This window comes from Aquamicrobium sp. NLF2-7, from assembly GCF_022359935.1.
GTDB lineage: Bacteria > Pseudomonadota > Alphaproteobacteria > Rhizobiales > Rhizobiaceae > Mesorhizobium > Mesorhizobium lusatiense.
In genome coordinates, this window is the sequence record NZ_JAKSED010000001.1 from 2285811 (window position 1) to 2299681 (window position 13871).

Annotated in this window: 12 protein-coding genes; 1 reads left to right on the top strand and 11 read right to left on the bottom strand. The window is 62.1% G+C overall.

The features are described from left to right. Window positions 1–36: 36 nt before the first annotated feature. Window positions 37–1170 (top strand): MFS transporter, encoded by a 1134-nt coding sequence (locus MIC97_RS11345; RefSeq protein WP_239800102.1) that lies wholly within the window; start codon window positions 37–39, stop codon window positions 1168–1170. Between the two features lie 19 nt (window positions 1171–1189). Here the strand turns inward: MIC97_RS11345 and MIC97_RS11350 are convergent, their stop codons facing one another. From MIC97_RS11350 to MIC97_RS11400, 11 genes are all read right to left on the bottom strand, one after another. Further along, window positions 1190–1855 carry a response regulator gene (locus MIC97_RS11350; protein WP_239800103.1) on the bottom strand — a complete coding sequence of 222 codons (666 nt, stop codon included), beginning with the start codon at window positions 1853–1855 and terminating at the stop codon, window positions 1190–1192. Further along, the gene (locus tag MIC97_RS11355) at window positions 1852–2922 is read right to left on the bottom strand and encodes an ATP-binding protein (protein ID WP_239800104.1); all 1071 of its coding nucleotides are present in this window, start codon (window positions 2920–2922) and stop codon (window positions 1852–1854) included. The genes MIC97_RS11350 and MIC97_RS11355 overlap by 4 nt, the downstream gene beginning before the upstream one ends. A gap of 177 nt (window positions 2923–3099) precedes the next feature. Then, the gene (locus MIC97_RS11360) at window positions 3100–3816 is read right to left on the bottom strand and encodes an MgtC/SapB family protein (RefSeq protein ID WP_239800105.1); all 717 of its coding nucleotides are present in this window, start codon (window positions 3814–3816) and stop codon (window positions 3100–3102) included. 119 nt (window positions 3817–3935) lie between these two features. Continuing rightward, window positions 3936–4232 (bottom strand): hypothetical protein, encoded by a 297-nt coding sequence (locus MIC97_RS11365; RefSeq protein ID WP_239800106.1) that lies wholly within the window; start codon window positions 4230–4232, stop codon window positions 3936–3938. A gap of 96 nt (window positions 4233–4328) precedes the next feature. Next, window positions 4329–7037, bottom strand: a complete 2709-nt coding sequence (gene mgtA, locus MIC97_RS11370) for a magnesium-translocating P-type ATPase (RefSeq protein ID WP_239801109.1) — start codon at window positions 7035–7037, stop codon at window positions 4329–4331. 183 nt (window positions 7038–7220) lie between these two features. Continuing rightward, complete coding sequence (locus tag MIC97_RS11375; protein WP_239800107.1) at window positions 7221–7475, bottom strand: hypothetical protein; 255 nt, start codon at window positions 7473–7475, stop codon at window positions 7221–7223. Between the two features lie 293 nt (window positions 7476–7768). Beyond that, on the bottom strand, window positions 7769–8527 hold the full coding sequence (locus MIC97_RS11380) for an ABC transporter ATP-binding protein (RefSeq protein WP_239800108.1): 759 nt from the start codon (window positions 8525–8527) through the stop codon (window positions 7769–7771). Next, entirely contained in the window at window positions 8524–9432 is a 909-nt protein-coding gene (locus MIC97_RS11385; RefSeq protein WP_239801110.1) for an iron chelate uptake ABC transporter family permease subunit, read from the bottom strand. Before MIC97_RS11385 ends, MIC97_RS11380 begins: the two co-directional genes overlap by 4 nt. 49 nt (window positions 9433–9481) lie before the next feature. Continuing rightward, complete coding sequence (locus MIC97_RS11390) at window positions 9482–10450, bottom strand: ABC transporter permease (protein WP_239800109.1); 969 nt, start codon at window positions 10448–10450, stop codon at window positions 9482–9484. Window positions 10451–10542: 92 nt separating this feature from the next. After that, window positions 10543–11469, bottom strand: coding sequence for a siderophore ABC transporter substrate-binding protein (locus MIC97_RS11395; RefSeq protein ID WP_239800110.1), 927 nt, complete (start codon window positions 11467–11469; stop codon window positions 10543–10545). A 104-nt stretch (window positions 11470–11573) separates the two neighbouring features. Then, a complete protein-coding gene (locus MIC97_RS11400; RefSeq protein WP_239800111.1) occupies window positions 11574–13742 on the bottom strand; it encodes a TonB-dependent receptor in 2169 nt (722 codons plus the stop codon). Window positions 13743–13871: the final 129 nt, after the last annotated feature.

Here is a 13871-nt window from a genome sequence, read left to right on the forward strand (position 1 = left end):
ATAGAGCAGGAGCCTCACCAGAAAGCTGAGGCATCCATGTTCCGCCACCCACCCCTTCCGCTCGTCATTCTGCTGCTGAGTTTCCCTCAGATCGTGGAAACCATCTACAGCCCGGCCCTGCCGATGATCGCCTCAGCCTACCGCGCCACGCCGCAGCAGGCGGCACAGACGCTCTCCCTGTGGTTTGTCGCATTCGCCTTCGGCGTGGTGGCCTGGGGACGCCTTTGCGATATTGCCGGGCGTCGTCCGGCACTTCTTGGCGGTCTGGCGCTTTATGCGGTGGGCTCTTTCTGGGCGATGATCGCCGGGGATTTTGGCCAGCTTCTCATGGCGCGGCTGATTTCAGCCTTCGGCGCGGCAGTCGGCTCGATCGTCACGCAGACGGCGCTGCGCGACAGCTATCGGGGACCGGACCTCGCCCGCGTTTTTTCCTTGCTTGGAATGGCGCTGGCGATCAGTCCGGCCATTGGCATGTTCGCCGGGCAGGAGATCGCAAAGCTTGCCGGTCATCAGGGCGTTTTCGCGGCTCTTGGCCTGCTGGCGATCGCTCTTCTGGGGCTCAGCCTTGTATTCTGGCCGGAGACGCGTCCCGCCGGCACTCGGGCGGCACGCCTTCTGCCGACGCTGAATGACATGTTGCGGGATCGCGATATCTGGCTCAACGCGGCGCTGATTGCGATCTTCAACCTCACCATTTTCGCTTATTACCAGATGGGGCCCTTCCTGTTTGAAGGGCTGAAGACGCGCTGGTTTGAATTCGGGGAAAGCGGCCTCGTTCTTGCCGCCGCATCTCTGGCCGGCGCGCTGGTAAACTCCGCCTTGCTGCGACGGGGATGGAGCGCTGGTCATCTCGTCAGGCTTGGGGTGTTCCTTCTGGCCGCCGGCGCGGGGACCGTGTTCATCTGGTCGTCCAGCCCGGTTTTCATGGTCGGGATGGCGGTGATCGCCACGGCCTATGCTCTTGCGATCCCGAACATCCTTGCGGGAGCCTTGCGCAATTACACGGATCGCCCCGGAACCGCGGGGGCAGTGCTCAGCCTGCTCTATTACAACCTGCTTGGGCTGGGGCTGGGGGCTGCCGGGTTTGGCCAGAGGCTGGATCTTGTGCTCGTCGCCTGCGCCATGTGCACAGCCCTCGTCATGGCGATCGGCTCCCTGATCCGCCGATAGCAGGCGGGGCCGGCGGGCTTCACAATGAAGCGGGCTTCTGATGACTGCGGGTGGCGGCTTCGATGCGGTCCGCCACACGCACCAGCTCGGCCAGAGTGCGCACCTCCAGCTTGCGCATGGCATGGCCGCGCCGCACCTTGACGGTGATTTCGCTGAGGCCGAGTTCGCCGGCGATCTGCTTGTTGAGAAGCCCCTGCGCCACCAGCCGCGCGACATCGCGCTCGCCCTGCGAAAGCCTCGCCCACCGCTTTTGCAGTTCCGATGCTTGGGCCTCCAGCGCTCGGCGCGCGCGGTCGGTTTCGATGCCGTGATGGATGGCGTCGAGCAGGTCCTGATCGCGGAACGGCTTGGTGAGAAACTCGATCGCGCCGTCCTTCATGGCCTTCACGCCCATGGCGATGTCGCCATGTCCGGTGATCATGATGGTGGGCATATGCAGGCCGAGCTCCTGCATATGGGACAGGAAATCCATGCCGCTCTGGCCGGGCATGCGCACATCCAGAACCATGCAGGCGGGAGCATCCGCCACATCCTGATCGAGAAATTCCTGCACCGAGCCGAAAACGCGGGCCTCAAGCGCCACGGAGGACAGAAGATCCTCCACGGCCTCGCGCACCGAGCGGTCATCGTCGATAACATAGACGACGGCTTTTTCCTGTTCGCCGTCGCTGTTTTGCCTGTTCATGAAACGGTCTCCGCAGCGGCGGGCAGGCTCACCAGAAACATGGCGCCACCCTCTTCGTTGTTCTGCGACCAGATGCGCCCGCCATTGGTTTCCACGATGGAACGGCAGATGGTGAGACCAAGGCCGACCCCGTCCTTCTTGGTCGTCCAGAAGGCATCGAACAGATGGTCCGCTTCGCCCGGACGAAAGCCCGGCCCCTTGTCGGCGACACAGAAGCGGATAAATCCCGGCCCGTCCACCTCGGCGATGAGGTCCAGTTCGCGCGCTTTCCCGGTGGAGACGGCCATCGCCTCGATGGCGTTGATGAGCAGGTTCCCCACCACCTGCCCGATCTGGACGCGATCCGCCATCACCAGCGGCAGGCTTTCCTGAAGACAGAGCCTGAGATGGATGTCGTGGCGCTCGATCTGGTCGCGCGCCATGGCGACGATTTCATGCACCAGCGCGTTGAAATCGAAGGCGCTCTTCTGGGGTGGCTTGCCGCTGGCCAGTCCGCGCACGCGCGCGATCACCGCGCTGGCGCGTTCTGTCTGTTCCACCATCCGGTCAGCGGCGCGGATGGCCTTGTCGATTGCCGGCGGTTCCTGCTCCAGCCATCTGCGACAGGCCCCGGCGCTGGTCGCAGCAGCTGCCAGCGGCTGGTTCACTTCGTGGGCGATCGAGGCGGTCAGCTCGCCGAGGCTGGTGACGCGCGCCATGCGCAGAAGCCGCTCGCGGCTTTCATGGGCGGCCGCTTCCGCCGCCACCAGTCTCAGCGACAGATAGGTGGTGACCCCGATGGCAACGATGCTGATGCCGGTGTTGACGATGCCGACATCGTAGCTGCCGGAGCGGGTCAGCGCAAAGCTCAGCACCGTCAGCGCCACGCAGGCGACGGCCAGAATGACGACCAGACGCGGCGGCAGGATGCGGGCGGCGATGAGAATGACGGCGGTGTGGAAGACCGCCGCGGCAATGGCGTAATCCGTGACCGTATCGCCAATGAAGATTGCCACCATCACCCCCGCAAGGGCGGCAAGGGTAAGGGTCTGGCTGTAGCGGAGCGGGGTGGAGAGCCTGAACGTCATGTCATCCGGTGGCTAAGGCAATTCCGGCAAAAGTGCACAGCGGCTTTGCGTTTGGATTTGCGTCGAAACAATGTGTCAGAACGTTTCCTGCCGTTCAGAGAAAAGCAGAAATGATCCGAGGCCAGCCCATTATACACGCCGCAGGGCAAAGCGCATGGCTTGTCCGGCGGGTGGCGGTCAGTCGCGGGTGCTGCCATCCCAGCTTGCGTCGGAAACCCCCTTTTGCTGTTCCAGATAGGTGGTCACAGCTTCTATCTCGTGCGGATCGACGGCGGTTGAAACCAGCGTCGCCACGATCTCGACTGTGTTGTTGCCCCGGTCGGTTATCTCCACATCGCTGACCGGGTAGTCGGCAGCCTCCAGCCGTTCCACCAGAAGATCGCGCATCTGGGGCATGGCCTCGCGGCTGGAAATGACGCTGACCTCATAGGTGGCCTCGGTGGAGCGGTCATCGATGGGAATGCGGTTGATCATGTTGACCAGCGGCCGCAGCAATGTGTTGCCGGCCAGAACGAAGCAGGTCAGCAGCGTGGCCTCGGCCACCATGCCGGTTCCGGTGCAGGCGCCCACGGCAGCGGAGCACCACAGGGTTGCCGCGGTGTTGAGGCCGCGCACGTTCATGCCTTCCTTCATGATGACGCCGGCGCCCAGAAAGCCGATGCCGGACACCACATAGGAGATTACCCGCACCGCTTCCGCATCGCCCGCCACACGCTGGCCGAGATCGACGAAGGCAGCCGCGCCCACCGCCACCAGCACATTGGTGCGAAGGCCCGCAGTCCGCTGGCGATATTGCCGCTCGGCGCCGATCAGCGTTCCCAGAATGAAAGCCGCCGCAAAGGCCACAAAGGTGTCGGCAAAGGCTGTCAGCTCGAATGTGGCCAGGGCTTTCATCTGCGCATTCTCTGTTGGATCGTGCCGGCAATGAAGCCGGTTCATGTACTCGCACGATATGCCTTAGCAGCGAAACCCTGCGCCAGCATGACGGTTTCCCGACAGGTGCGGCGGGGAGCTCACCATTGCCCTCGCCGCAGGAGCCGTGACGCACGGGCGTGAAGCGCCGAAGAGCGGCGGGCAAGCGCGCACCATTGCCGGCGGTTGATGAAGCCACGCCGGGCCAGCGTCGAGGCTTGCCGCAGGATGAGGGCGCCAAGCAACACGAGACACAGGCACAGGAGCCTCAGCGGCAGGCCGCGTAGTTTCGGGTTTCTGCGTCGTCCGGGCATTCCACTCTGGCGGCGGGCTGGACCGGACGTACCGAAACGGCCATCGGGGGCGAAGAACAGGATCGGAAGTTCATTGCGGGGCATGGCGTTTCTCCTGTCTTGGGGACCAAGGACGGGCGGCTTGTGCCGCCCGTCTGAGTTGCAGGTTGCGGGGAGCGCGTCAGCGTTGTGCCGCGCCCGTCAGAACCACTGCCCGAAGCGGCGGATGTAGATGGTCTTCATGCCCTGTGCGACGACGCAGTAGGCAAGCAGCGTGGCGACCAGCCAGGGGAAGTACTCCCACGGCAGCGGCTGCAGGCCGACCATCGCTCCAAAGGCCGAGAAGGGGATGTAGATGCCGGTCACGCACACCAGCACGGTCATCACCATGACCGGCAACGAGGCGGTGCTCTGGATGAAGGGGATTTTCTGGGTGCGCAGCATGTGCACGACCAGCGTCTGCGACAGCAGCCCCTCGATGAACCAGCCCGAATGGAACAGCGACTGCTGATCCGGCGAATTGGCCCCGAACACGTACCACATCAGCGCGAAGGTGGTGATGTCGAAGATGGAGGAGGTCGGCCCGATCCAGATCATGAAGCGGCCGATGTTCTTCGCATCCCATTTGCGTGGCTTGCGCAGGAACTCCTTGTCCATCCTGTCCCATGGCAGGGCAAGCTGCGAGATATCGTACATCAGGTTCTGGATGAGCAGATGGATGGCCATCATCGGCAGGAAGGGGATGAAGGCGCTTGCCACCAGCACCGAGAACACATTGCCGAAGTTCGAGCTTGCAGTCATGTTCAGGTACTTGATGATGTTGCCGAAGGTTTCGCGGCCCCTGATCACGCCTTCTTCCAGAACCATCAGGCTCTTTTCGAGCAGGATGATGTCGGCGGATTCCCTGGCGATGTCGGTGCCGCTGTCGACGGAGATGCCGACATCGGCGTCGCGCAGGGCTGGTGCATCGTTGATGCCGTCGCCGAGAAAACCGACCGTGTGGCCGTTCGCCTGCAACGCTTTCAGCACCCGCGATTTCTGCAACGGTGTGAGCTTGGCGAAGACGGTGCGTTCCTCGACCAGTTCGCGTAGAACCTCATCGTCCATCGCCTCGATGTCGCGCCCAAGCACCGGCAGACCGGGTTCGAGGCCGACTTCGCGGCAGATTCTGGCGGTGATCACCTCATTGTCGCCGGTCAGAACCTTGACCGCCACGCCATAGTCGGCAAGTGCCGCGATGGCTGCTCGCGCGGTTTCCTTGGGCGGATCGAGGAAGGTGAGGAAACCCTGCACCACCAGATCGCGCTCGTCGGCGACGCCATAGCTGGCTCGCGACTGGACGCCCGGTATCTCGCGGGTTGCGACGACGAGGACGCGGAAGCCATCGGCATTGCAGCCCCGGGCCAGATGGGCGAGGCGGGCGCGGCCGTTTTCGTCCAGTTCGCGCACGGCGTCTCCCTCCCGCACATGGGTGGATATGGCCAGCATCTCCTCCACCGCGCCCTTGCAGATGAGCAGGTGCTCGCCACCATCGCCTTCGACCACGACCGAGAGCCGCCGGCGCACGAAGTCGAACGGAAGCTCGTCGATCTTGCTGAACGAGGCGGCCTGCCGCACCACATCGGGCGTACCCGCCGCGAACTGGATGACGGCCTGATCCATCAGGTTTCTGACGCCGCTCTGGTGATGGCTGTTCAGCCATGCCAGCCGCAGCACCCTTTCATCGGGCGTGCCGGTGGGATCGAGGTGACGCTCCAGAATGATGCGGTCCTGCGTCAGGGTTCCGGTCTTGTCGGTGCACAGAACATCCATCGCGCCAAAATTCTGGATGGCGTTGAGGCGCTTGACCACGACCTTGTGTCGCGCCATCGCCACCGCGCCCTTGGCCAGGTTGGAGGAGACGATCATCGGCAGCATTTCGGGGGTCAGGCCGACCGCCACCGCCAGTGCGAACAGGAACGCTTCCGTCCAGTCTCCCTTGGTGAAGCCGTTGATGAACAGCACAATCGGCACCATCACCAGCATGAAGCGGATGAGCAGCCAGCTGACGCTGTTGACGCCACGGTCGAAGGAGGTTTCGGCGCGAGAGCCGACGATCGCTTTCGCCAGCGAGCCGAAATAGGTGCGTGCGCCGGTGGCCACCACCACGGCGGTGGCGGTGCCGCTGACGACATTGGTGCCCATGAAGCAGATATTGGGCAGCTCCAGAAGGTCCATCTGGTCACCTGCCACGGCGTCTGCCGATTTTCCGGCGACGGAGCCCAGCGTGTCGTATTTCTCGACCGGCAAGGCTTCGCCGGTCAGGGCGGCCTGGCTGACGAACAGGTCGCGCGATTCCAGCAGCCTGATGTCGGCGGGGATCATGTCGCCGGCCGAAAGCCTGATGACATCGCCCACCACGATCCCGGCCATCGGCACCTCCTGCAGGGTGGGCGCTGCCGCCGGCTCCGCGCGCCGCTGCACGGTGGCCGTGGTGCGGACCATGGCCCTGAGCGCATCGGCGGCGCGGCCGGACCGGTATTCCTGCCAGAACCGCAGCAGGGCGCTCAGCACCACCATGGTGACGATGATGCCGACGCCGGTGTAGTCGGCGGCCTCGCCGTCGCGCAGCGGCAATACGATGTCGGTGACAGCGCTGACTGCCGCCAGAACGGCGAGAACGGCGATGAACGGGTTCTGAAATGCCTGCAGGAACTGAATGAGCGCCGATGGCCGCTTGTCATGCGCAACCTGGTTCAGCCCATCCTCGACAAGGCGGATGCGGGCTTCGGCTTCCGTCAGCCCCTGCAGATTGCCTCTGGTGTTGGCGAGCGTGGTCTCGATGCTGTTCTGTGCCTCGCGCACCGCCCGCATCGACAGTTTCCTGTCTTCCTTCCGCGTGGTCGCGGCCGGTGGCCGCTTGTTGATCATGTTCATCGCCTGTGGTCCTCAATGAGCGCCCCGGCAATGGCGAGGCGGCGCACGAGGCCGCCCGCGCCATGCACTGTCCGGGGCCGGTTGGTTGAATCGAAAAAATGGACGGCTGGCTGGCGGCGACGGAGCGCGTCCGTCGCTGCTTATTTTCAGCCCGGCGGGCGTTGCGCGGACATCGTGTCAGCCCCGCTGTATTTCATGGAGTGGGGCAGGCGTAGTGTCGCTCGCCGCTGCACAAGCTGCTTCCGGCGTGTTGGCAATCACCGTCCAGCGGCATTCCAGCCGGCCGGTTGCCGGATTGACCCGCCAGCGCACAACCGGGCGAAAGGGATCATGGGGCTTTGCCTTACGCTGGAAGCGCACGATCTGCGCGCTGCGGGCGGGCACGGCCGGAAGGGCTCCGGCGCGAAAACGGAAGAATTTCGTGATGTTCATATCTCACCTCACTGACGCCGCCGCAGCGTGTCACGGGTGAGACGGCAAGGTCAGACCCGTTCCTGTGGCCGCGACGGCCTTCTCTGTCGACTACTGTCGCTCGGCATGTTTCGGGGTTCCTTCTGGTGCGGGCGCGGGCTGATTGAGCTCTGCGGCCGACAGGTGTCTGATTAGCCGCAGCAGCTCTGAAACGCTACAAGGCTCAGGGGCGGGATTGGTATATTCTGGCATCGCGCGGATATACGAAGGTATATCGCCCGGCTCACACAGCGCGCTGCGTCAGCTGCAGGACGTCATCTGTAATACAGGGCGTAGATGCCGGTTTCTTCCCGGAAGATCGAAACGTCGATGCCGAAAATGCTGCGGATGATGCCGCTTTCCATGATCTCTTCGGGAGCGCCCTGTGCAGCCACCCTGCCGTCGCGCATGGCGACGATGTGATCGGAATAGCAGGACGCGAAATTGATGTCGTGCAGCACCACCACGACGGTCTTGCCCAGTTCGTCCGCGGCGCGCCGCAACAGCCGCATCATGCCTGCGGCATGTTTCATGTCCAGATTGTTGAGCGGCTCGTCCAGCAGCACATAATCGGTGTCCTGACACAGCACCATGGCGACGAAGGCGCGCTGGCGCTGCCCACCGGAAAGCTCGTCGAGAAAGCGGTCGGAAAGCGCTTCCAGATCCAGAAACTCAAGCGCCTGCCGGATGTGTCGGTCGTCCTCGGCGGTGATCCTGCCGCGCGAATGGGGAAAGCGGCCGAAGGCGACCAGATCGCGCACGGTCAGCTTGACCATCAGCTGATTGTCCTGCCGCAGCACCGACAGGCGCTTGGCCAGAACGTCGCTCGGCGTTCTTGTGACGTCCATGCCGTCGACCGTCACCGAGCCGGCGCTCATCGGCATCAGCCGGCTGATCATGGACAGCAGCGTCGACTTGCCGGCGCCGTTCGGCCCGATCACCGACACGATGCCACCGGCGGGAAGCGACAGCGTCACGCCGTCCACCACCAGCTTGCCGCCATAGTCCTTGGAAACGTCGCGGATCTCGATCATCGCTTCACACCTTTGACGAGCAGGAACAGGAACACCAGCCCGCCGACGAATTCGATGACGATGCTGAGGGCGGAGTTGAAGGAGAAGACCCGTTCCAGAATGGTTTGGCCGGCGACCAGAAAGATGATGCCGAGCATCACGGCCACGGGCAGCACGATGACATGCCGTCCGCCCGGCACCAGCTGGTAGGCAAGGTTGGCGACGAGCAGGCCGAAGAAGGTGACGGGACCAACCAGCGCGGTCGAAACCGAAACCAGAATGGCGACGACGATGAGCACCGCAGACACGGTCCTGCGATAATCGACGCCGAGATTGACGGCGATGTCGTGGCCGAGCGCCAGCACGTCGAGCTTCGGCAGCATGCGCCAGCCGATCACCGAGGCAATAAGGACGAGGATTGCCGAGCTGATCAGCAAATGCTGGTCGACGATATTGAAGGAGGCGAACAAGCGGTCCTGCAGCACCACGAATTCGTTGGGATCGATGATGCGCTGCATGAAGTTTGAGAGGCTGCGGAACAGCACGCCGAACACCACGCCGACCAGCATCAGCAGATGCAGGCTGCGCGCGGTTCTGGCAAACAGCCAGCGATAAAGCGCCACCGAAAACGCCACCATCAGTCCGACCTCGATCAGGAACATCAGTCGCGGGTCGAGAGTGGAGACGCGGGCGGCGCCCAGCGTGAAGACGAGCACTGTCTGGATCAGGACGTAGAAGGCATCGAAACCCATGATCGACGGGGTGAGGATGCGGTTTGCGGCAACGGTCTGGAACAGCACCGTCGACACGCCGATGGCATAGGCGACCAGCACCAGTGCGGCGAGTTTACGGCCCCGGAACGGCAGCACGAAATCCCAGCGGCCCCTTGCGCCGATGGTCATGAACACGGCGATGGCCGCGCACATCACTCCGGCGAGGGCGAGCAGGACAAAAAGATTGCGCCGGGAAAGCCGCTCAGAAGACACGGGCGTTTCTCCTCAGCAGCAGGTAGAGGAATGCCGCGCTGCCGAACACGCCGACCACCGTTCCGATCGGGATCTCGAACGGATAGAGCACGATGCGCCCGATGATGTCGCAGGCCAGCACGATGCCGGAGCCGAGTACGGCCACCCATGGCAACGAACGCCTCAGATTGTCGCCGACGATCATGGAGACGATGTTGGGCACGATCAGCCCCAGAAACGGGATCATGCCCACGGTGACCACGACAACTGCCGTGACCACCGAGACGATCGACAGCCCGAACAGCGCGATGCGACGATAGTTCAGCCCGACATTGGTGGTGAAATCCTCGCCCATGCCGGCGACCGTCAGGCGATCGGCGGCGAAATAGGCCAGACAGGTGAGGCCGAAGGCGATCCACAGGAGCTCATAGCGGCCCCTGAGCACGGCGGAGAAATCGCCGGTGGTCCATGCGCCCAGCGATTGCAGCATGTCGAAGCGGTAGGCAAGGAAGGAGGTGACGGCGCTGATCACCCCGCCAAGCATGATGCCGACCAGCGGCACCATCAGGGTGGAGCGCAGTGGAATGCGGCGCAGGATGGCGAGAAACAGCATCGTGCCGGCCAGCGCGAACAGGGCCGCTACCGCCATGCGCCCGATCACCGGCAGGCCGGGCGCCACCAGCACGATGATGAGAAAGCCGAGGCTGGCCGATTCGACCGTGCCCGCCGTCGAAGGTTCGACGAAGCGGTTGCGCACCAGCATCTGCATGATGGTTCCGCACACCGCCATGGCGGACCCTGCCAGAATGAGCGCAACCGTGCGCGGCAGGCGGCTTGCCAGCAGCACATGCAGCGCCCTGCCATCGGCTTCGCCCGAAAAAAGCGTCGCCAGCGAAACATCGCTGACGCCGACGAACAGGCTGGCAACGGCGAGCACGAGGACCAGAAGCGCGGAAAATGCGAGGCCGGAGGCTTTCATGGCACAGAACTTGTAAAACGGACGATGCAGCGCCCCAAACAAATGAAGCGCTGCATCGACAGGATGAAGGGCAAAAAACCTGTTGCGGGGGCTTATTCCTTGCGCAACGCCTTTGCAATCTGATCGGCGCTGGCGCTCAGCGCGGTGATGCCGCCGCCGACCAGATACCAGTTCACGGGGTCGAGATAGACGACATGCCCGTTCTTCCACGCATTGGTCTGGCCGACGAGATCATTGTCGAGCATCTGCTGTGCGGCCGATCCTTCGCGGCCGATCGCCGCGTCGCGGTCGATGACGAACAGCCAGTCGGGATTGGCCTCGAGGATGAACTCGAAGGAAATCGCCTGACCATGGTTGCCGGCCTGCAGGTCTGCGCGCGCCGGCTCGACGCCGAACACCGAATGCAGCATGCCGAAACGCGAGCCCGGACCATAGGCGCTCATCTTGCCGCCGGTGGTCAGGATCAGCAGGCCCTTGCCGGCGCCGCTGGCCGCCTCGCGCGCGGCGGCGATGGACGCATCGAGCGCTGCGATCTTGTCCGCGGCTTCCTTTTCCCTGCCGAACACTTCGCCCAGCAGTGATACGTTCGACTTCACGCTGTCGACAAGGTTGGTGTTGTCGACGGTCAGGTCGATGGTCGGCGCGATCTTCGACAGTTCGGCGAATTTGGCGCTGGAACGGCCGCCGACGATGATCAGGTCGGCATCGGCGGCATTGACGGCTTCCAGATCGGGCTCGAACAGCGATCCGATCTTCGCATATTCGTCGCCCGCATACTTCGCCAGATAGCGCGGGAAGTTGGACGCCGGAACGCCCGCGATCTCCACACCCAGCGCATCGAGCGTATCGATCGAGGCCATGTCGAAGACGAGAACCGTCTTCGGGGCCGCGGGCAGCGAAATCTCGCCCTGCGTGTGCTTCACGGTGATGTCCTGCGCAACGGCAACCACAGGAGCCATTTGCAGGGAAAGCGCACCAAGCGCGAGTGAGAACAATATAGAGCGTCTGTCCAGCTTCATCCCGAGTTCCCGTTCAAATGATACAAAGCTGGCCCGGACACGGTTTCGTGCCCGGACCATGTGTCTTCACTGCCGCAAAAGCAGCCGTTTCAGAGCCCCGACGCTCAGAAGTTCGTGGTCAGGCTGACCCACAGGCGGCGGCCGTCCATGGTTGTGTTGTAATCGGTCGCATCCACTTTCTTGTCGAAGAGGTTATAGACCGCGCCCTTCAGAACAACATTCTCATTGAAGGCATAGGATGCACCAAAATCGACCGTGGCGTAGTCGCCATACTTGCGGCCGGTTTTGCCGTTTATGACGACAGGTGTGCCGTTCGTGCCGATTCTTAGACCGCCAATAATTTCGGAGCCATGGTAGTTTATTGACGCCCAGGTCGCGAGACCATCGATAGGAGTTCTCCAGTCAGCACGCAAGTTGGCCATGTGCTTAGGCGTACGTGCCAGCGGGAAACCTTCGTATTCACCAGTCTTTTGCTTGGAATTGGTGTATGTATAGCTTCCACGGAACGTCAGCGTATCCGTGGCCTCCCACTCGCCTGTAAGCTCGATACCCTGCATAACTGCGTCATCGATGTTATAGTTGTAAAATACTGTGTAGTACGGGTCTTCGTCCCACAGTACATATTCGCCATTCGCATCGTATGCGCGCGCATTGGAAATCTTATCCTTAAAGTCGGTGTAGAAGTAGGTCGCGCCAAGAGACAAGCCGCTGTAGTTGTCCCAGATTGCGCCAATTTCATAGCTTGTGCTCTTTTCGGGCTTCAGATCGGGGCCACCGATAATGACACCGCATGGAGACTTGTCACTTGGACGCTGACTCTGATCACCATAATAACACCCGCTTCCGCCTGTTGTGTACGCGTATCCTGGTACAATCGAGCGAATGTCAGGAGCACGAAAGCCGGTAGAAACACCGCCCTTGACTGTCAGTTGCTCGGTCGCGTTCCACACGCCGTAGAGACGGGGGCTGTAATGTGCGCCATAGATTTCATGATGGTCCATGCGCAGACCGCCCGTCAGGGCGAAGGTATCGCTGATCTTCCACTCGTCCTCGACGAAAAGGGCCCACTGTTCGATCTGGAACTTCTCGTCCTCACCCGTACGGCGTCCGGGGTTCTGGTCGGTCAGCGTCGCGTCGAAATACTGACCGCCCACGACCATGGTATGCAGGCCGCCGAGTTCGAACGGCGTCGTGAACTTGGCATCCAGAACCGAGTTGCGGATTTCCGGTGAGCGGGCCTGTTCAACGAAGGCATTCTGTCCGGGTGTCCAGTTGAAGCTGCTGCGCTTGGACCATTCCTGTGAGAATGAAATCTCCGATGTTGTCCAGCCCCAGCGTCCAACATGGGTCAGAGACCAGTGATCGCGATCATTGTGATTGTAGGTGCCGTTCGTGCCGTCCGCCAGAGTGTAACCTGGATTGGATTCCTGCTTGACGCGTGTACGCCCGCCTTCGAGGAGGAAATCATGATCTTCGTTCGGAGTAAACGTAAGCTTTGCTGACAGATCACCTTCACGGTTGCCTCTGGTAGAGGCCAGAAGGTTGTCCTCCTCACGTTTCAGGCCGCGACCCCAGATCTGCAGGCCGAGCTTATCCTGAATGAGCGGACCGCTGCCGTAAAAGGAAACCTGTCCAGAGTTTCCGTATTCGGAATGCTGCTGAAGTGTGCCGTCAACGGTGACGGAACCGGACCATACATCCGAGACCTTGCGCGTGATAATGTTAATCACGCCGCCCATCGCATCCGATCCGTAAAGCGATGACATCGGACCGCGCACGACCTCGATGCGCTCGATGGCGCTGATCGGAGGAATGAAGTTCTGTTCGAAACCGGAATTGCCGTTTGTGCGCGCGTCACGTGTGCTCTGGCGCTTTCCATCCACGAGAATAAGCGTGTAGCTGCCCGGAAGACCGCGAATGAAAATGTCCTTCTCATTGGCAGCGCCAGTCACCGCCACGCCCTGAACCTCGCGCAGCGCATCGGTCAGGTCGCGGAACGAGCCTTTTTCCAGTTCTTCGCGGGAAACCACGGTGATGCTTGCAGGAGCGTCCTTGACGTTCTGCTCGAAGCCGGTGGCCGTGATCACGATCTGCTTGAGGACCGTAACGCCGTTCTCCTCATCTTCCGCAGTCTGTGCGAAAGCGGTGCCTGGAGCACTGAGTGCGCCTGCCGCGACAAGGCAGGAACACGCTGCAAGAGCCCGTTTCCAGCGCATCACCGAGCCCGCAGCATTGCCCTCGCAACTGCGTTCTGTCGAACCCTCTCGCCACATGCGGATAACCCCTTTATAAAATATGAGCTTAATAGTCCTATTCAGAACTGGCGCTCACAGGGTCAATGCCGATGTTTTTGAACGATACTAAATTCAGAAAAACGCAATTTGGGGAGGGAAGGCGCGGAC

What these genes read in the sequence shown, in the direction of transcription:
- MIC97_RS11400 (WP_239800111.1), bottom strand. Translation starts at nt 13,742, where the DNA reads ATGTGGCGAGAGGGTTCGACAGAACGCAGTTGCGAGGGCAATGCTGCG.
- mgtA (WP_239801109.1), bottom strand. Translation starts at nt 7,037, where the DNA reads ATGATCAACAAGCGGCCACCGGCCGCGACCACGCGGAAGGAAGACAGG.
- MIC97_RS11390 (WP_239800109.1), bottom strand. Translation starts at nt 10,450, where the DNA reads ATGAAAGCCTCCGGCCTCGCATTTTCCGCGCTTCTGGTCCTCGTGCTC.
- MIC97_RS11365 (WP_239800106.1), bottom strand. Translation starts at nt 4,232, where the DNA reads ATGCCCCGCAATGAACTTCCGATCCTGTTCTTCGCCCCCGATGGCCGT.
- MIC97_RS11385 (WP_239801110.1), bottom strand. Translation starts at nt 9,432, where the DNA reads ATGTGCGCGGCCATCGCCGTGTTCATGACCATCGGCGCAAGGGGCCGC.
- MIC97_RS11360 (WP_239800105.1), bottom strand. Translation starts at nt 3,816, where the DNA reads ATGAAAGCCCTGGCCACATTCGAGCTGACAGCCTTTGCCGACACCTTT.
- MIC97_RS11345 (WP_239800102.1), top strand. Translation starts at nt 37, where the DNA reads ATGTTCCGCCACCCACCCCTTCCGCTCGTCATTCTGCTGCTGAGTTTC.
- MIC97_RS11355 (WP_239800104.1), bottom strand. Translation starts at nt 2,922, where the DNA reads ATGACGTTCAGGCTCTCCACCCCGCTCCGCTACAGCCAGACCCTTACC.
- MIC97_RS11380 (WP_239800108.1), bottom strand. Translation starts at nt 8,527, where the DNA reads ATGATCGAGATCCGCGACGTTTCCAAGGACTATGGCGGCAAGCTGGTG.
- MIC97_RS11395 (WP_239800110.1), bottom strand. Translation starts at nt 11,469, where the DNA reads ATGAAGCTGGACAGACGCTCTATATTGTTCTCACTCGCGCTTGGTGCG.
- MIC97_RS11350 (WP_239800103.1), bottom strand. Translation starts at nt 1,855, where the DNA reads ATGAACAGGCAAAACAGCGACGGCGAACAGGAAAAAGCCGTCGTCTAT.
- MIC97_RS11375 (WP_239800107.1), bottom strand. Translation starts at nt 7,475, where the DNA reads ATGAACATCACGAAATTCTTCCGTTTTCGCGCCGGAGCCCTTCCGGCC.